This is a genomic window from Aurantimonas coralicida DSM 14790, assembly GCF_000421645.1.
GTDB classification, from domain to species: domain Bacteria; phylum Pseudomonadota; class Alphaproteobacteria; order Rhizobiales; family Rhizobiaceae; genus Aurantimonas; species Aurantimonas coralicida.
The window spans coordinates 74,145-92,373 of record NZ_ATXK01000003.1; the positions used below are offsets into that span (position 1 = coordinate 74,145).

General features: G+C 68.6%; 15 protein-coding genes. 9 read left to right on the top strand and 6 right to left on the bottom strand.

Annotation, left to right across the window (positions count from 1 at the left end):
• Positions 1 to 127 precede the first annotated feature (127 nt).
• Positions 128 to 1,195 (bottom strand): TRAP transporter substrate-binding protein DctP, encoded by a 1,068-nt coding sequence (gene dctP, locus H536_RS0108945; protein ID WP_024350148.1) that lies wholly within the window; start codon positions 1,193 to 1,195, stop codon positions 128 to 130.
• 469 nt (positions 1,196 to 1,664) lie between these two features.
• Positions 1,665 to 3,023, bottom strand: coding sequence for an aminotransferase-like domain-containing protein (locus tag H536_RS0108950; RefSeq protein WP_024350149.1), 1,359 nt, complete (start codon positions 3,021 to 3,023; stop codon positions 1,665 to 1,667).
• A gap of 164 nt (positions 3,024 to 3,187) precedes the next feature.
• Here H536_RS0108950 and H536_RS0108955 point away from each other — a divergent pair, with 164 nt between their 5' ends.
• Positions 3,188 to 4,048 (top strand): DMT family transporter, encoded by an 861-nt coding sequence (locus tag H536_RS0108955; protein WP_024350150.1) that lies wholly within the window; start codon positions 3,188 to 3,190, stop codon positions 4,046 to 4,048.
• Here the strand turns inward: H536_RS0108955 and H536_RS0108960 are convergent, their stop codons facing one another.
• The 3 genes from H536_RS0108960 to H536_RS0108970 are packed head-to-tail and all read right to left on the bottom strand — an operon-like array spanning position 4,049 to position 6,999.
• Positions 4,049 to 4,834: a TIM barrel protein gene (locus H536_RS0108960; protein WP_024350151.1), complete on the bottom strand. Its 786-nt coding sequence runs from the start codon at positions 4,832 to 4,834 to the stop codon at positions 4,049 to 4,051. It abuts the gene before it with no gap.
• A gap of 28 nt (positions 4,835 to 4,862) precedes the next feature.
• Positions 4,863 to 5,864 carry an inositol 2-dehydrogenase gene (gene iolG / locus H536_RS0108965; protein ID WP_024350152.1) on the bottom strand — a complete coding sequence of 334 codons (1,002 nt, stop codon included), beginning with the start codon at positions 5,862 to 5,864 and terminating at the stop codon, positions 4,863 to 4,865.
• Between the two features lie 10 nt (positions 5,865 to 5,874).
• Complete coding sequence (locus H536_RS0108970; protein ID WP_024350153.1) at positions 5,875 to 6,999, bottom strand: Gfo/Idh/MocA family protein; 1,125 nt, start codon at positions 6,997 to 6,999, stop codon at positions 5,875 to 5,877.
• An 80-nt stretch (positions 7,000 to 7,079) separates the two neighbouring features.
• Between H536_RS0108970 and H536_RS0108975 the strand changes: the two genes are divergently transcribed.
• From H536_RS0108975 to iolB, 8 genes are all read left to right on the top strand, one after another.
• Positions 7,080 to 7,916, top strand: coding sequence for a MurR/RpiR family transcriptional regulator (locus H536_RS0108975; RefSeq protein WP_024350154.1), 837 nt, complete (start codon positions 7,080 to 7,082; stop codon positions 7,914 to 7,916).
• Positions 7,917 to 8,053: 137 nt separating this feature from the next.
• The gene (locus H536_RS0108980; protein ID WP_024350155.1) at positions 8,054 to 8,980 is read left to right on the top strand and encodes a sugar ABC transporter substrate-binding protein; all 927 of its coding nucleotides are present in this window, start codon (positions 8,054 to 8,056) and stop codon (positions 8,978 to 8,980) included.
• Positions 8,981 to 9,240: 260 nt separating this feature from the next.
• Complete coding sequence (locus H536_RS0108985; protein ID WP_024350156.1) at positions 9,241 to 10,347, top strand: ABC transporter permease; 1,107 nt, start codon at positions 9,241 to 9,243, stop codon at positions 10,345 to 10,347.
• A gap of 1 nt (position 10,348) precedes the next feature.
• Positions 10,349 to 11,128, top strand: coding sequence for an ATP-binding cassette domain-containing protein (locus tag H536_RS0108990; RefSeq protein WP_009210502.1), 780 nt, complete (start codon positions 10,349 to 10,351; stop codon positions 11,126 to 11,128).
• The gene (locus H536_RS0108995; protein ID WP_024350157.1) at positions 11,128 to 13,047 is read left to right on the top strand and encodes a bifunctional 5-dehydro-2-deoxygluconokinase/5-dehydro-2-deoxyphosphogluconate aldolase; all 1,920 of its coding nucleotides are present in this window, start codon (positions 11,128 to 11,130) and stop codon (positions 13,045 to 13,047) included. The genes H536_RS0108990 and H536_RS0108995 overlap by 1 nt, the downstream gene beginning before the upstream one ends.
• Positions 13,044 to 14,873, top strand: a complete 1,830-nt coding sequence (gene iolD, locus H536_RS0109000) for a 3D-(3,5/4)-trihydroxycyclohexane-1,2-dione acylhydrolase (decyclizing) (protein WP_024350158.1) — start codon at positions 13,044 to 13,046, stop codon at positions 14,871 to 14,873. The genes H536_RS0108995 and iolD overlap by 4 nt, the downstream gene beginning before the upstream one ends.
• Before the next feature lie 48 nt (positions 14,874 to 14,921).
• Positions 14,922 to 15,827: a myo-inosose-2 dehydratase gene (gene iolE, locus H536_RS0109005; protein WP_024350159.1), complete on the top strand. Its 906-nt coding sequence runs from the start codon at positions 14,922 to 14,924 to the stop codon at positions 15,825 to 15,827.
• Positions 15,828 to 15,890: 63 nt separating this feature from the next.
• The gene (iolB, locus tag H536_RS0109010; protein WP_024350160.1) at positions 15,891 to 16,700 is read left to right on the top strand and encodes a 5-deoxy-glucuronate isomerase; all 810 of its coding nucleotides are present in this window, start codon (positions 15,891 to 15,893) and stop codon (positions 16,698 to 16,700) included.
• A gap of 51 nt (positions 16,701 to 16,751) precedes the next feature.
• Here iolB and H536_RS0109015 read toward each other — a convergent pair whose 3' ends face one another.
• The gene (locus tag H536_RS0109015) at positions 16,752 to 18,224 is read right to left on the bottom strand and encodes an amidase (protein WP_024350161.1); all 1,473 of its coding nucleotides are present in this window, start codon (positions 18,222 to 18,224) and stop codon (positions 16,752 to 16,754) included.
• Positions 18,225 to 18,229 lie beyond the last annotated feature (5 nt).

Here is an 18,229-nt window from a genome sequence, read left to right on the forward strand (position 1 = left end):
TGGGCAGGGCTGGAAGCACGGGGCTGGCTCGGTCTGTGGGAGGATCGTCGGGTCGGGCCGTGGGCCCGGTGATGGGACGTCGAGGGGCCGGATGGACGGCCCCTCCTGTCCTGGTTGTGCCGGTCCGTTACCGGGAGCCGGGGGCGAAGCGGAACTCGGACAGACCGGACAGCGAGCCAAGGAAGGACGCCTGGTCCTCGTAGACCCGCTTGAACCACTCGTTCGATGCGGACTGCTCCTCGGCCCATTCGCGCGAGGCCTCGTTGACGGCCTTCACCAGGCTCTCGTCGATCTGGATCATCTCGGCCGGCGAGTCCTTCTTCATCGTCTCGTAGGCGGCAAGATCCATCTTGGCGTAACCCAGATAGGTCTCCAGCATGGTCAGTTTGCCGGCGACTTCGAGAAGCTTCTGGTCCTTCTCCGGAATGCGCTCCCAGACGTCCTTGTTGTAGATGCAGTCATGGACGGCAGCGCGCGAGTGGACGCCGGGCATCATCATGTAGGGGGCGATCTTGTCGAAGCCCTCCTGCATGTTGCCGCCGGGGCCGCCCCATTCGATGGCGTCGACCACCTTGCGCTCCAGCGCCGAGAAGACTTCCGAACCTGGCAGGATGACGGTGGAGACACCGAGCTTCGGCGCGATCTCGGCCCAGGCCGAGGAAGTGCGCAGCTTCAGGCCCTTGAGGTCCTCGACGGTGCGGACCGGCTTGTGGGCATGCATGAAAATCTCGGTCTCGGTGACGCCGCAGGGGATCGCCACCACGTCGAAGACGTCGTCGCGCCACTCCTTCCAGAGCTCCAGGCCGTTCCCGTTATAGAGCCACATCATGTACTCTTCCGGGGTCGGGCCGCCCGGCCAGCCGCCGAACATCGCGCTGGTGCGATCCACCGACCAGTCATAGCCGCCCCAGGCATGGCCCATGTCGGCAATGCCCATCTGCACGGTCTCGGTGACCTTCAGGGCCTGGCCGAGCGCGCCGGCGGGGTAGACGTTGATCTTGACGCGGCCGTCGGTGACGGTCTCGACCGCCTCGGCATATTTCTTGGCGCCGATCTCCAGCCAGTGGCCGCCCGCCCAGGGCGTCGTCATGTTAAGTTCGATCGTCTCCTGCGCCGAGGCGGCATGGGGGGCAAGGCCCAGTCCCATGCCGAGCGTGAGCAGCGCTGCGCTGGCGGTTGTCCTCAAAAACTGCATGCAAACATCCTTTTGTTTGGCCGGAGATAGCGGTTGCGGAAGGCGTGTCAGACGCCGGCCGGAGGCCGGCAGTGACGCGGATGCGGCCGCAGGCGCGAAGGCGGAGCGCGGCCGGGTGCGGGAGAGACGAAGCCGGTGGATGCGGGCAGACGGCCACGGCCGGCGGTGACGCCTGAAGCGGTCGTCGCAGCCGTTGCTGCGGTGGTCGGCGCGTATGGATTCGTCTGGTCTGAGCAACTTACTGACATGGAAGTAAGTGAAGCTGCGCGAGCGCAACCTGTCAATTGCATAATGCCGCGCCATGCAAAATTTCTTTGCACAAGGCCCGGCGCGGGGGCCGGATCATGGGGCAGGGAGGGCTGGCGCATGAGCGCCTTGGCCGCTTGCGCTGCGATTGGCCTGTCGCGGCAGTCAGGCGGGCCGACGTTGCACAGCGATGGGGTGCGGGTACGGGTGCGCCGCCGCGTGCTCAGCGCCGGCTTGCGAGCGAGGCCTTGAGGACCGCGATCACCTTCTCCTCCATCTGCGCGACGTTGAAGCGCATCATGTCGGGGGCGGTCCGGGCGACGCTGAAGACGTTGCCGGGGGCGAGCAGCACTCCGTCCCGCAGGGCGTGCCGCGCGAGTTCGGTGGCGTCCGCCCCGTCCGGCAGCCGGCACCACAGCGCAAAGCCACCGCGGGGCAGGGTCCAGGGTGTGATGCCGAGGGTGCCGAGCGCCGCGATCGTCTGCTTCTGCCGCCGGGCAAGGCGCGTCCGCAGCGCGCTCATGTGCTTGCGATAGCTGCCATCGCCGAGGGCGGCATGGACGATTCCGGCGGCGACCGGACTGGCACTGCCGAAATGCGTCGCGACCTGCAGGTCCACCAGCCCGTCGATCCAGTCGCTCCGCGCCGCGATATAGCCGCATCGCACCGAGGCCGACAGGGTCTTGGAGAAGCTGCCGATCCGCACCACGCGCTCGAGCCCGTCCAGAGCGGCGAGACGCGGCGAGGGCTCGGGTTCGAAATCGGCGAAGATGTCGTCCTCGACGATGATCATGTCCTCAGCCGCCGCAAGAGTCAGGATCCGGTGGGCGGCCTGCGGCGAGAGCGTCGCGCCGGTCGGGTTGTGGATCGCCGAATTGGTGACATAGAGCCTCGGGCGATGGGCCGCGATCACGGCCGCGAAGGCAACCGGGTCCGGCCCGCTCGGCGTCTGCGGCACGCTGACGATCCGCACGCGATGGGCGCGCAGCAGGGCCTGGAAATTGAAGTAGCAGGGATCGTCGAGAAGCACGGTGTCGCCCGGCTGCAGGAAGAACCGGCACAGAAGGTCGAGGGCCTGGGTGCCCGATCCGGTGAGCAGGATCTGCTCGGTCCCGGCCGCGATGCCCTCCGCCGCGAATTGCCGGGCCAGGTGCTGGCGCAGCGGCAGCGAACCGCGGGTGCCGCCATAGTCCGACAGGACGGCGTCGTCGGCCCGGGCGAGCTTGCGCAGGGCGCGGCGTACCGCTTCGTTCGGCATCCAGTCCGCCGGCAGCCAGCCGCAGCCGGGGCGCAACGTGTCGGGGGCGGCATCCAGCGACTGGCGCGACACCCATAGCGGGTCGATGTCGCGTTCGGCCCGCGGCGCGATCTCGGCCAGCGCCAGCGGCGGCGCCGTGCCGGCCGCCGCATAGAAGCCGGAGCCCGGCCGCGACCGGATCAGCCCCTCAGCGGCCAGCCGGTCATAGGCTTCGACGACGGTCGAGGGCGAGACGCCCATGGTGCGGGCAAAGGCGCGCACCGATGGCAGCTTCTCGCCGGCGACCAGGCTGCGGGCAGCCAGACGCCGCCGGATCTCGTCCATCAGCGCCGCGGTGCGGGTCGCTCCCGGCCCGGTCGCGTGTCGGGAAACGCCCAAGTGTGCGGTCTCCGTAACCCATACAGTTTGGCGAAATTGTAGGGGATTGTCGCTACCGGCGCCAGACCGGTGGACCTAGAAGGAGGGATGCGGCAGGGTGGAGCCTTTTCATGGATCGAACGACAGCGGGCTGGGGCAGCGGTCTCCTCGGCGTCATCATCTTCAGCGGCTCGCTGCCGGCGACCCGCGTTGCCGTCGGCGGGTTCACGCCCTTGTTCCTGACCTCGACCCGGGCGGTCATCGCCGCGGTCCTCGCCACGCTGTTGCTGCTCCTGCTCCGCCAGAGGCGGCCGGCCATCGGCGATGCCCTGCCGCTGGTCATCGTCGCCGCGGGCGTGGTGGTCGGCTTTCCGCTGCTGACGGCGCTGGCGCTGCAGCATGTGACGGCGGCCCATTCGATCGTCTTCATCGGCCTGTTGCCGCTGATGACCGCGATCTTCGCGGTGCTGCGCGGCGGCGAGCGGCCACGCCCTGCCTTCTGGCTGTTCTCGGTGGCCGGGGCGGCAGTGGTGGCGGGCTTTGCCCTCGCACAGGACGGTGCGGCCTCGCTGGCGGGGGATCTCCTGATGATCGCGGCGATCGTTCTGTGCGGGCTCGGCTATGCCGAGGGCGCCGCGCTGTCCCGCCGCCTCGGGGGCTGGCAGGTGATCTCCTGGGCCCTCGTCTTCGCCCTGCCGGTCATGGCGGCGATCGCCGCTGTCTCTTGGCCCGCAAGTTTCGCGGATGTCGCCGCGCCGGCCTGGGCGGGCCTTGCCTATGTGTCGGTCTTCTCGATGCTGGTCGGCTTCGTCTTCTGGTATCGCGGCCTGGCGCTGGGCGGGGTCGCCGGCGTCGGGCAATTGCAGCTGCTGCAGCCCTTCTTCGGCCTGGCGCTGGCCGGCCTGCTCCTGGGCGAGCCGGTCGCCTGGACGATGATCGGCGCCTCGGCCCTGGTGGCTGCGTGCGTCGCCGGCGCCCGACGCTTCGCCTGATCAGAGGGTGAAGGCGCGCTCGAAGGCGTCGAGGGCGGCGTCGGGGTCGCCGCTGGCAAAGGCCTCCATCGTCACCGGGCCGCGATAGCCCATGGTGGCAAGGGCACGCGCGATGCGGTCATAGGCGATCTCGCCGGTGCCGGGCTCCATGCGGCCGGGCACATCGGCCACCTGGATTTCCCCGATATAGGGCAGGGCGCTGCGGCAGAGTTCGATCAGATTCCCTTCGCCGATCTGGGCATGATAGAGGTCGAGGTTCAGCCGCAGGCCCGGCCGGTCGATGGCCGCGACCAGCGCCAGCGTGTCCTGCGCCCGGGCGAAGGGAACGCCGGGGTGATCGACTGGCAGGTTGAGATTTTCCAGCGTGAAGACGACGTCCATCTCGTCGGCGAGGTCGGCGATCCTCGCCAGCGTGTCGCGGGCTTTCAGCCACATGGCCCCGGTCATCGTCTCGCTGGGCACCACCGGCAGGCCGCCATCCCCGAGCCCCGTGCCGTGGAGGTTGAGCCGGGCGACGCCGAGCCGCTTGCCGACATGGGCCGTCTCGCGGGCGGTGGCGAGGAGTTCGGCCGCGCCCTCGTCGTCGGCAAGACGGCCGCGCAGATAGCCGTTCATGATCGAGAAGGCCGCGCCTGAGCGCTCCAGCATGGCCAGATCATGGTCCGGCCAGTTCCACAGGCCGACGGCGAGGCCGCGTTCGGTCAGGCGCTGCAGCCGCCATTCCAACGGCCGGTTCCGCCAGATCATCTCCGCGCAGGCGGCCAGTTGAAACGGTCCACGGGTCATGTCGCGATCCTGTCCTGCCGCGTCGCGGTCAATGGCCGGTCATCGCGGCGGTGATGGCGACGCGGCGGTTTTCGGCAAAGGAGATGTTGGCGGCTTCCGCCAGGGCGAGGGCGTTGACGCCATCATCGACGGTGGCCGCCAGCGGCGCGCCGTCGACGACGCTGTCGACGAAGCGCGACCATTCGATCGCATAGGCGCGCATGTAGCGTTCGAGGAAGAAATAGACCGGCTTGGCCGACACGACGCCGGCCGTGGTGGACTTGGCGACGGTGTTCTCGGCGACGTTCTGCGCCTCGAGCATGCCGTCCGAGCCGAGCATTTCCACCCGCTGATCGTAGCCATAGACGGCCCGGCGCGAATTGCGGATCGTCGCGATGCGCCCGTCCGCATAGCCGAGCACCACGACCGCCGTATCGATGTCGCCGGCCGCGCCGATCTCCTTGTCGACAAGGCAGGAACCCGTCGCCGTCACCGTCTCGGGCATGCCGAACAGCCAGGCGCACATGTCGAAATCGTGGATCATCATGTCCCGGAAGAGGCCGCCGGAGACCTTGATGTAGGAAACGGGCGGCGGCGCCGGATCGTAGGAGGTCACCGCCAGCAGTTCGCCCTCGCCGATCTCGCCGGCAACGAAGGCCTCGCGCAGGGCCGAGAAGTTCGGATCGAACCGCCGGTTGAAGCCCATCATCACCGGGCGACCCGCTGCGGCGACGGCCTTCTTGACCCGGAGGGCGCGTTGCAGGTCGAGGTCGATCGGCTTTTCGCAGAACACCGCCTTGCCCGCCGCGATGCCCCTCTCGATCAGGTCGGCATGGGTGTTGGTGGAGGAGGCGACGAGGATGGCGTCGATACTGGCGTCGGCGAGGATGTCGTCGGCCTGCCGCGCGGCGATGCCGTACTCGGCCGCCAGCGCGTCGGCGGCATCGCTCATCACGTCGGTGACGGCGACGAGTTCGCAGCGCCGGTCCATGCGGATCGAGGCGGCATGCACCTTGCCGATGCGGCCGGCGCCGAAGAGTGCGACTTTCATGGCAATGTCCTCAGGAGGTCTGGAGCGTGACGCGCTGACCGGTCCGGCTGGCGTCGTCGATGGCGTGGATGACGGCCTCGTAGGCGAGGGCGTCGGTGAAGTTCGGCCGGGCCGGCGGGCCGCCGGCGATGGCGCGCAGCATGCCGGCCGCCTCGATCGTCTTGAGGTCGCCGAAGCCGAGCTGGTGTCCGGGTGCCGGGCAGAAGGCGCCGTAGGGCGCGTGCTCGGGACCGGTGAGGATGGTGCGGAAGCCCTGGCGAGCGGCCGGGCCCTCGTTCACATAGAGCTGCAATTCGTTCAGCCGTTCCTGGCTGAAGAGGAGCGTGCCGCGCGTGCCGTGCACCTCCCAGTCGAGGCGGTTCTTGCGGCCCCAGGCGGCGCGCGAGGTGCACAATGTCCCCTGCGCCCCGCTGGCGAAGCGAACGATGGCCGAGGCCGTGTCCTCGTTCTCGACGGCGGCGTCGCCGGAGCCGTCGGGCATGGGCCGCGTCGCATGGACGATCTGGGTGTCGGCGATCAGGCTCGCGATCGGCCCCATCAGCGCGACAGCCATGGAGACGAGGTGGCAGCCGAGATCGCCCAGCGCGCCGAGGCCGGCATCGGCCCGCCGGGCGCGCCATGTCCAGGCGAGATCGCCGTCGGCCTGGTAATCCTCGTCCACCCAGCCGCGGAAAAGGACCGGCTTGCCGATGACGCCCTCGGCGATCAGCCGGCAGGCATGGGTGAAGGCGGGGTTGTGGACGTAATTGTACCCGACGAGCGTGGCGACCCCGGCTGCGTCGGCCGCCGTCGCCATGGCCTGTGCGTCGGCCAGCGTCAGCGCCAGCGGCTTTTCGCAATGGACGGCCTTGCCCGCCGCGATCGCCGCGAGGGCCATGTCGCGATGCAGGGCGTTGGGCGTTGTGATCGAGACGAGATCGACCGCCGGGTCGGCAATGACGGCCCGCCAGTCCGACGTCGCCGCCGCGAAGCCGAACTGATCGGCGAACGCCCTTGCGCGTGCGGGCTCGGCGTCGCACAGGCATGCCATGCGGACCGCCGGCACGTCGCCGAACACCGCGCGTGCCGCCCCATAGGCCAGCGCATGGGCCTTGCCCATGAAGCCGGTCCCGATGAGACCAAGACCCACCACCATCGACTCCTCCCGCCGATTGGAATATAAATTCCATAAAGGGATGCGCTCGCAGCGGGCGGGAGTCAAGTCAGGAGAGCGAGATGAACAGTTCTGCCGAGGGGGTGCCCCGGGCGCCGGCCAGTGTCGCCGAATTGCTCGCTCGCCTCGACAGGATCGACGGCGCGCTGCCCAAGCGGCTGAAGCAATGCGCCATCTGCCTGCGCGCCAATCTCGATCGCGTCGCCGTCTCCACGGTCGCCGACATGGCGCAGCTGGCCGAGGTCCCTCCCTCGGCCTTCATGCGCTTCTGCCAGACCCTCGGCCTCTCCGGCTATTCGGAGATGCAGGCGCTGTTTCGGGCCGAATATGCCCAGATGCGACCGGACTACACCGAACGCCTGACGCGGCTGCGGGCGGAGGGCGCATCGGGCGCTGGGCGCCTGGCCGCGGATTTCGCCGAGGCCGGCATCAGATCCCTGATGGACATGTCGAAAGAGCTGGATGCCCAGCAATTGCAGGCGGTGGCGGAGCGGCTGGCCGGAGCCCGCACGATCCATCTGGTGGGCCTGCGGCGCGCCTTCGCGGTGGTGGTCTATCTCGCCTATCTCCTCGACAAGATGGGCGTGGCCTCGATGCTGCACCACACCACCGGGCAGATCGAAAGCGACCATGCGATCGGGCCGGACGATGCGCTGTTCGCGGTGACCTTCGCGCCGTTTTCGCAGGAGACCCTGACGCTCGCCAAGCGGGTCTCGGAGCGCGGCATCCCGGTTCTGGCGATGAGCGACACCACGACCTGCCCGCTCGCCGATGTTGCGGAAAACCTCCTGATTGCACGGGAGGTGGAGGTCGGGGGCTTCCGTGCGCCCAATGCCGGGTTGGCGCTCGTCACGGCGCTGGCCGTGGCCATTGGCGGATTACGTAAGGAAAAGGCTTGACTCCGGCCGCCGCGAGGGCCCTTATAGAATAATTGTTCCAAAAAGCGCTCGGGAGTGAGGGCCGGTGGAACGACCTGAACCCGGTTTCGGCCGGTTCCAAATGCGGGAGAACCCGCATGTGCTCAACGGGAGGATCCATGAACAATTTCCTGAAATCGACCATCGCGGCCGCGGCCATCGCCTTCACCGGCCCGGCCTTCGCCCAGCAGATCATCGTGGTCTCGCACGGCCAGGCCAACGACCCGTTCTGGTCCGTGGTCAAGAACGGCGTCGACCAGGCCGCCAAGGATAGCGGCGCCGAGGTCGACTACCGGGCGCCCGAGACCTTCGACATGGTGCAGATGAGCCAGCTCATCGACGCCGCGGTCAATCAGGAGCCGGACGGGCTGGTGGTATCGATCCCCGACGCCGACGCGCTCGGACCCTCGATCGAGCGGGCCGTGCAGGCCGGCATCCCGGTCATCTCTATGAATTCGGGCTCCGACGCCTCCAAGGGGCTCGGCGCGCTGCTGCATGTCGGCCAGGACGAGTTCACTGCCGGCAAGGCGGCCGGCGAGCAGCTCGCCAAGGATGGCGGCAAGGTCGCGATCTGCGTCAACCAGGAAGTCGGCAACGTCTCCCTCGACCAGCGCTGCGAGGGCTTTGCCGAGGGCTTCGGCGGGCAGGTCGAGGTCGTGCCGACCCAGAACGATCCGGCCGAAGTCCAGTCGAAGATCCAGGCTGCGCTGACCTCGAACCCGGATATCGACACCGTGCTGGGGCTGGGCGCCTCGCTCGTCGGCGAGCCCGCCCTGAAGGCCGTCGAAGCCGTCGGCCGGACCGGCGACGTCAAGATCGCGACCTTCGATCTGTCGGCGACCTTCCTGGAGGCTGTCGCCGAGGGCAAGGCCACCTTCGCCATCGACCAGCAGCAGTTCCTGCAGGGCTACCTGCCGGTGACCTTCCTGGCGCTCAACGCGAAATACGGTCTGGTCCCGGGCGGCAACGTGCCGTCGGGTCCGAACCTCGTCACGCAGGACAAGGCCGGCCAGGTCGTCGAACTGTCGGCGCAGGGCATCCGCTAGGCCTCAGGGTCCGATCACGACGCCGGGACTGCGGTGAACCCGCAGCCCCGGTGAGGGAAGGGGTCTTCGGACCGCTTCCCGACCTTGCCGGCCGATCCGCCGTCCGAGGTGCCTGCGCGCACGCCGCGCCACGCCCGGCGGTCCGTCCGCACGGCAGCCCGCATCCGGCGGAACCGACGACCCGAAGCATCTTCGACCCGGCATGCCGGCCCCGCGGCCCCGCGGCCACGGCGAAGCCTTGTCCAGAAGGAGGAGAAACGATGTCTGACACACCCCAGGTGGTCGCCGACGAGCGCCTCAAGCGGGAGAGTTTCGGGGCCCGGCTGATGAAGCGGCCGGAGCTCGGCGCCATCGCCGGTCTGGTCGTGGTCACGGTGTTCTTCATGGTCACCGCCGACAGCTCCATGTTCACCCTGTCGGGGATCATGAACTTCATGACCCCGGCCGCCCAGCTCGGCATCCTGGCGATCGGCGCGGCGATGCTGATGATCGGCGGCGAGTTCGACCTGTCGATCGGCTCCATGGTCGCCTTCGCCGGCCTGATCTTCGCGGCCTGCACGGTGACGCTCGGTCTGCCGCTGATCCTGGCGATCCCGATCACCTTCATGGTCGCGGCCGCGATCGGCTCGGTCAACGGCACCATCGTCCTGAAGACCGGGCTGCCCTCCTTCATCGTGACCCTGGCCTTCCTGTTCATCCTGCGCGGCGCCTCGCTGGTCGGCCTGAAGATAGCCACCGGCGGCTCGACGCAGCTGCGCGGCGTCCGCGACTCGGTGGAAAGCGACTGGCTGATGCCGATCTTTTCCGGCGACGCCTTCACCGGCCTGTTCGCCTGGATGGCCGAGACCGGGATCATCGACACCTTCAACAACGGCACGCCCAAGGTGCCGGGCATTCCGGTCGAGATCCTCTGGTTCGTCGGCCTGGCGCTGCTGGCGACCTACGTTCTCACCCGCACGCCGCAGGGCAACTGGATCTTTGCCGCCGGCGGCGACAAGGTCGCGGCCTCCAATTCCGGCGTGCCGGTGCGCAAGGTGAAGATCTCGCTGTTCATGTTCGCCGCCTGCTGCGGTGCGCTGGTCGCCATCATCACGGTGATGGACGCGGGCTCCACCGACGCCCGTCGCGGCTTCATGAAGGAGTTCGAGGCGATCATCGCGGCGGTCATCGGCGGCTGCCTCCTGACCGGCGGTTACGGCTCGGCGATCGGCGCCTTCTTCGGCGCGATCATCTTCGGCATGGTCACGATCGGCCTGACCTACACGAGCTTCGACCAGGACTGGTTCCAGATCTTCCTGGGCGGCATGCTGCTCGTGGCGGTGCTCTTCAACAACTACATCCGCAAGCAAGTGACCGGGGAGCGCTGACATGACCAAGCCCATCGTTCACATGGAAAACATCGAGAAGCATTTCGGCAACATCATCGCCCTGGCCGGCGTCAGCTTCGACGTCCTGCCCGGCGAGTGCCACTGCCTTCTCGGCGACAACGGTGCCGGCAAGTCGACCTTCATCAAGACCATGTCCGGGGTCCACAAGCCGACCAAGGGCGAGATCTACTTCGAAGGCCAGCCGATGTCCTTCGACAGCCCGCGCGACGCCATGGAGGCCGGCATTGCGACGGTCTTCCAGGATCTCGCCATGATCCCGCTGATGTCGGTGACCCGCAACTTCTTCATGGGCCGCGAGCCCACCAAGGGACGCTGGCTGTTCAAGCGCATGGACATCGAGACGGCCAACGCGGTGACCATCGAGGAGATGCGCAAGATGGGCATCGCCCTGCGCGGTCCCGACCAGGCGGTCGGCACCCTGTCGGGCGGCGAGCGCCAGACGGTGGCGATCTCCCGCGCTGTGTATTTCGGCGCCAAGGTGCTGATCCTCGACGAGCCCACGTCGGCGCTCGGCGTGCGCCAGACCTCCAATGTCCTGGCGACCATCGAGAAGGTCCGCGACCAGGGCATCGGCGTCGTCTTCATCACCCACAATGTCCGCCACGCCATGGCGGTGGGTGACCGCTTCACCGTCCTCAACCGCGGCCGCACGCTGGGCACCGCGCCGCGCGGCGAGATCACCGCCAACGAGCTGCAGGACCTGATGGCCGGCGGCCAGGAACTGGCGACCCTGCAGGGCTCGCTCGGAGGAACCGTGTGATGGCGGCGAAGGATCTCGATCTCATCACCATCGGCCGGTCCTCCGTCGACCTCTATGGCGCACAGGTGGGCGGCCGGCTCGAGGACATGCGCAGCTTCGAGAAATATGTTGGTGGCTCGCCCACGAACATGGCCACCGGCACCGCCCGGCTGGGCCTGCGCTCGGCCCTGATCACCCGCGTCGGCGACGAGCATATGGGCCGGTTCCTGCGCGAGGAACTGCAGCGCGAGGGCGTCGACACGACGGGCGTCGTCACCGACCCCGACCGGCTCACGGCACTGGTCATCCTCGGCATCCGCGACGACGAGCAGTTTCCGCTGATCTTCTATCGCGAGAACTGTGCCGACATGGCGCTGTGCGAGGACGACATCGACGAGGCGCTCATCGCAAGGACGCGGGCCGTCGTCGTCACCGGCACCCATCTCAGCAATCCGCGCACCGAGGCGGCGGTGCTGAAGGCGCTGGAGCTTGCCCGCGCCAATGGCGCCCGCACCGCGCTCGACATCGACTATCGCCCCAATCTGTGGGGCCTTGCCGGCCACGGCGCCGGCGAGGAACGCTTCATCGCCTCCGCGGCGGTCACGGCGAAGCTGCAATCCACCCTGCATCTCTTCGACCTGATCGTCGGCACCGAGGAAGAGTTTCACATTGCCGGCGGCACCACCGACACCATCGCGGCGCTGCGGGCGGTCCGCGTGGTCACCGGCGCGACGCTGGTCTGCAAGCGCGGTGCGGCCGGCGCGGTCGCCTTCGAGGGCCCGATCCGCAACAGTCTCGACGAGGGGCAGGCCGGACCCGGCTTCCCCATCGAGGTGTTCAACGTGCTGGGCGCCGGCGACGGCTTCATCTCCGGCCTGTTGAAAGGCTGGCTCGACGGCGAAACCTGGCCGACGGCCCTGACCTACGCCAATGCCTGCGGCGCCTTCGCCGTGTCGCGCCATGGCTGCACGCCGGCCTATCCGAGCTGGCAGGAACTGCAGTACTTCCTGAAGCGCGGCGTCCTGAAGGAGAAGGAAGCGCTGCGCAAGGACGCGGAGCTGGAGCAGATCCACTGGTCAACGACCCGCAAGACCGATTGGTCCACCATGCGCGTATTCGCCTTCGATCACCGCATGCAGTTCGAGGAACTGGAAGGGGCGACCCCCGACCGGATCGGCGCCTTCAAGCAGCTCTGTCTCGACGCGGCGCTGCGGGTCCAGGACGGTGCGCCCGGCCACGGCATTCTGTGCGACGGCCGGCTGGGGCGGCAGGCGCTCTACCGCGCCGCCGGTCGCGGCCTGTGGATCGGCCGGCCGGTCGAATGGCCGGGATCGCGGCCCTTGTCGCTGGAGCCGGAGATCGGCTCGGATTTCGGCGGCCTGTCGGAATGGCCGAGCGAGCACGTGGTGAAATGCCTGTGCTTCTGCCATCCCAACGACGCCCCGGATCTGTGGCGCGCCCAGGAGGAGACCATCCTGCGCCTCTACAACACCTGCCGGCGCAACCGGCTGGAATTCCTGCTGGAGATCATTCCCTCCAAGGTCGGGCCGGTGGACGATGACACCGCCGCGACGGTGATCCGGCGGTTCTACGATCTCGGTGTCTATCCCGACTGGTGGAAGCTGGAGCCGATGACCAGCGAGGCCGGCTGGCAGAAGGCCTGCGCGGCGATCCGGGACAACGATCCGAATGTGCGCGGCATCGTCGTTCTGGGTCTCGAAGCCTCCGAGGCGGCGCTCATCGAGAGTTTCTCCGTCGCCGCCCGCTTCGACCTGGTGAAGGGCTTTGCCGTCGGCCGGACGATCTTCGCCGACGCGGCGAAGGCCTACATGACCGGCGACATCACGCCCGAGGCGGCGGTGCGACAGATGGCGGAACGATACAGCAGGCTGTGCGCCCTGTGGGACGACGCACGCCGGGCAGGGGAGAAAGCGGCATGACGACGATCCGTCTGACAGCGGCGCAGGCTCTGGTGAAATATCTCACCGCCCAGATGACCGAGGACGGCGAGCCGTTCATCGCGGGGGTCTGGGCGATCTTCGGCCACGGCAACGTCGCCGGGCTCGGCGAGGCGCTGCATGCCGAGAAGGACCAGATCCGGACGCTGCGCGGCCACAACGAGCAGACGATGTGCCATGCGGCCATCGCCTATGCCAAGCAGTTGCAGCGCCGTCGGACCATGGCGGTGACCTCCTCCATCGGGCCCGGCGCCACCAACATGGTGACCGCCGCCGCGCTCGCCCATGTGAACCGGCTGCCGCTGCTGCTCCTGCCCGGCGACGTCTTCGCCAATCGCGGCCCCGATCCGGTATTGCAGCAGGTCGAGGATTTCGGCGACGGCACCGTGACGGTGAATGACTGCTTCCGGCCGGTGACCCGCTATTTCGACCGCATCATGCGCCCCGAACAGCTTCTCACCGCCCTGCCGCGCGCCTTCCGGGTGATGACCGATCCGGCCGAATGCGGCCCGGTGTGCCTGGCCTTCTGCCAGGACGTGCAGGCCGAAGCCTACGACTATCCGGCGGCCTTCTTCGAGCCGCGGGTCTGGCGGACCCGCCGGCCGCATCCCGACCCGGTCGAGCTGGAGCGTGTCGCGGAGCTCCTGCGCCGCGCCGAAAAGCCGGTGATCGTCGCCGGCGGCGGCGTGCATTACGCCGGTGCCTGCGACGCGCTGGAAGCCTTTGCGAGCGATCACCGGATTCCGGTGGTCGAGAGCCAGGCCGGCAAGTCGGCGCTCGCCTGGGATCATGATCTCAATTTCGGCCCGGTCGGCGTAACCGGGGCGGCGTCGGCCAACGCGATCTGCGCCGAGGCCGATCTCGTCCTCGGCATCGGCACGCGCTTCCAGGACTTCACCACCGGCTCGTGGAACCTGTTCCGCAATCCCGGGCGCCGGCTCGTCAGCCTGAACGTCGCCGCCTATGACGCCATGAAGCACGGCGCCGAACCGCTGTGCTGCGACGCGCTGGTCGGGCTGGAAGCGCTCGGCGCAGCGTTGGGCGACCATGCATTCGCCGCGCCCGATGCGGCCCTGAAACGCGACTGGTTCGCCGCCGTCGATCCGCTGACCGCGGCGCCAAAGGACAGCAATGCCCTGCCGACCGACCAGCAGGTGATCGGCGCGGTGCAGCGGGCCAGCGGCGTCGATACCGTCGTCATGTGCGCCGCCGGCACCATGCCGGGCGAACTCCATACCCTGTGGAAGGCGCCGCGCCCTGGCGCCTACCACATGGAATACGGCTTCTCCTGCATGGGCTACGAGATTGCCGGCGCGATGGGCATCAAGATGGCCGAGCCCGATCGCGACGTGGTCTGCATGATCGGCGACGGCAGCTACATGATGGCCAATTCCGAGCTCGCCACGGCGGCGATGCTGGGGATCAAGTTCACTGTCGTCGTCACCGACAATCGCGGCTATGGCTGCATCAACCGGCTGCAGATGAGCACCGGCGGCGCCGAGTTCAACAATCTCCTGGAACACGCCCATCACGTGAACCCGTCGCGGATCGACTTCGCCGCCCACGCCGCCTCGATGGGCGCCACCGCATCCCATGTCACCTCCATCGCCGAGCTGGAAGTCGCACTGGCGGCGGCGGGCGAGGCGGACGGTCCGGTGGTACTGGTGATCGACACCGATCCCTATCCCAGCACCGGGCCGGGCGGCCATTGGTGGGACGTCGCGGTGCCGGAGGTCTCGGCCCGTCCGGCGGTGGAAGCCGCCCGCAAGGCCTATGAAGCGCAATTGCGGATGCGCGCCGGCGGCTGACCGGTCGCCGCCCCGTCCGCCCTCGATCTCCTGACCGGAAAACTGCCCATGATCCGCTTCGGCACGAACCCCATCGCCTGGTCGAACGACGACGACCAGAGCCTCGGTGCCCATATCCCGCTCGACCGATGCCTCGGTGAGGCCGCCGCGATCGGCTTCGACGGCATCGAGAACGGCCACAAATTTCCGTGGGACCCGGCCGAATTGCGGGCGGTCCTCCAGCCGCACGGCCTCGCCTTCGTCTCGGCCTGGTATTCGCTCAACCTCCTCGTCCATTCGGCCGAGCAGGAGATCGCGCTGATCCAGCCGCATCTCGACCGGCTGAAGGCGATGGGCTGCACCGTCTGCATCGCCTGCGAGACCTCCAACGCGATCCACGGCAACGACGCCGTCGGGCTGGCGGCCTCGCCGGTACTGAGTGTGGATCAATGGGCGGAGTTCGGCGCCCGGGTCGAGAAGGTCGCGGCCCATTGCGCCGCCGAGGGCGTGCCGCTGGTCTACCATCATCACATGGGCACGGTCGTCGAAACGCCGGCCGAGCTCGACCTGTTCATGGCCCATACCGGGCCGGCGACCCGGCTTCTGTTCGATGCCGGGCATTTCTATTTTGGCGGCAACGGCGTCGATCCGGCGCCCTATCTCGCCCGGCATGTCGATCGCGTGGCGCATTTCCACGCCAAGAACGTGCGGCCGGCCGTGATGGCGGATGTGCGCCGCGACGGGCTGTCGTTTCTCGAGGGCGTGCGCCGCGGTGTCTTCACCGTGCCGGGCGACGCGGAAGGTGGTGTCGATTTCGGCCCCTGCCTCGGGGTTCTGGCGGAGCATGGCTACGACGGCTGGATCGTCATCGAGGCCGAGCAGGACCCGGAGGTCCACGATCCGGTCGAATATCAGAGCCTCGGCCTGAAGACCCTGAAGACGCTGGCCGCCGAAACCGGCCTCGTCGCGGACTGACCAGGCGGACCCGGTTCGCGGGGCGTGCCCTGCGGACGATCAACAGCATTGCGGAGGATCACGATGCCCGACCTTCTTCGTCGCCCGAACGGCCGGCATGGCCTGGTTCACGACATCACCCCGGCCGATGCCGGCTGGTCCTATGTCGGCTTCGCGTTGCATCGGCTGGAAGCCGGCGAGATGGCATCGGCGGAGACCGGCGAGGAGGAAGCGATCCTCGTTCTCCTGGAGGGCAAGGGCGAGGTCAGCGCCGGCGACCAGGAGTTCGGCGAACTCGGCGCGCGCATGTCGGTCTTCGAACTGGTGCCGCCCCACGCGGTCTATGTGCCGAACGGCTCGCACTGGCAGGTCACGGCGACGACGCCGCTGACGCTGGCGGTCTGCCGCGCCCCGGGCAAGGGCGGCCACGCCGCGCGGGTGATCGGTCCGCAGGGCATCCCGACCATCGTCAAGGGCAAGGGGGCCAACACTCGCAAGGTGCACGCCATCGCCATGGAGGAGCGCGACGTCGCCGACAGCCTGCTGGTGACCGAGGTCTACACGCCGGCGGGCAACTGGTCGTCCTATCCGCCGCACCGGCACGACGAGGACGATTTTCCGCGCATGACCTATCTGGAAGAGACCTATTACCACCGGCTCGATCCGCCGCAGGGCTTCGGCTTCCAGCGGGTCTTCACCGACGACGGCAGCCTCGACGAGACCATGACCGTCCATGACGGCGATGTCGTCCTCGTGCCGAAGGGGCACCATCCCTGCGGCGCGCCGCATGGCTACAAGATGTACTATCTCAACGTCATGGCGGGCCCCCGCCGCCAGTGGCGGTTCGAGAACCATCCCGACCACGACTGGATCGCCCAGCGCGACGCGGAGTGAACGGCCGACCGGCAAAGGCGAAGGAAGCGGGAACCGACGGCGCCGCGGGGCTCAGCCCGCGCGCTCGACCTGCCGTGCCAGCGCCAGGAGATCGGTTTCGCGGCCCAAAGGCGCGATGATCTGGACTCCTGTCGACAGGCCGCCGCGAAAGCCGGCCGGCAAGGCGAGGACGGGGCAGCCGGAAAGGGTGGCGGGCGCCACGCATTCCATCCAGCGGTGATAGCTGTCCATCGCCCGGCCATCGATGGCCTGCGGCCAGCGCTCGCCGATCGGAAATGGCCAGACCTGCGCGGCCGGAAGGGCCAAAAGGTCGAAGCGGGCGAAGAGGTCGACGAGCCGCAGATGCCAGGCGGTCCGTAGCTCGCGGGCGGCCTCGACGGTCAGCGCGGAGAGACGCAGGCCGTTCTCGATCTCCCAGACCATTTCCGGTTTCAACAGGTCGCGCGTCGCCGGATCAGCATGGAGCGGGGCATAGCGGGCCGTGACCGCCACATGGCGCTGGATCACGAAGCTCTGCCACAGGCGCTCGGCATCGAAGCCCAAAGCCGCAGCCTCGACCACCGCGCCCGGAATGCGTTCCAGCGCCGCGCGATTGGTGTCGAGAATGCCCGGCTCCATGGCGAGATGGTCGTCGAAATTACCCAGCCAGCCGATCCGGAGGGGCGCGTCCTTGTCGCGCGTCGAAGCATCGAGGTCGGGAAGCCCCGCCGACAGCGGCTGGCGCGGATCGGCGCCGGCCTGGACCCCGAGCAGCAAGGCGAGATCGTCGGCGGTGCGCGCCATCGGTCCGTCGGTGGCCAGCGCTGCCTCGAAGACATTGCCGGCCGGCAGGCTCGGCACCCGGCCGAAGGAGGGGCGCAGGCCGTAGACATTGTTGAAGGCGGCGGGATTGCGCAGCGAGCCGCCCATGTCCGAACCGTCGGCCAGCGGCAGCATGCGCGTCGCGATGGCGACGGCCGCACCCCCGCTGGAGCCGCCGGCGCTGCGCTCCGGCGCAAAGGTGTTGCCGGTCGCGCCGAACACTTCGTTGAAGGTGTGGGAGCCGAGGCCGAATTCCGGTGTGTTGGTCTTGCCGACGATGATCGCCCCGGCCGCCCGGATGCGCGCCGTCGAGAGGCCGTCGCCATCGGGCACGTGGTCGCGATAGATCGGCGAGCCGAAGGTGGTGGTCAGCCCCTTTGTCGGCGACAGATCCTTGATGGCGATGGGCAGGCCGTGCAGCGGTCCGGTGTCGGCGCCGCTGGCCAGCGCCCGGTCGGCGGCCGCGGCCTCGGCGAGCACCACCTCCAGCGGACGCCGGGAGATGATGGCGTTGTAGGTCGGGTTGAGCGCGTCGATCCGGTCGAGGAAGGCGGTCACGACCTCCACCGAGGACAGGCGGCCGGCACGCATTTCCGCCATCAACGCCGTCGCGTCCATGGCGCAGATTCCGGACACCGCCTCCGGCGCGCGCAGATGGCCCGGCCGGTCGAAGGGCGAAAGCGTCTCGCCGTCCGCCTGTTGATGTGCCCCGCCGGATGTCACCGGCG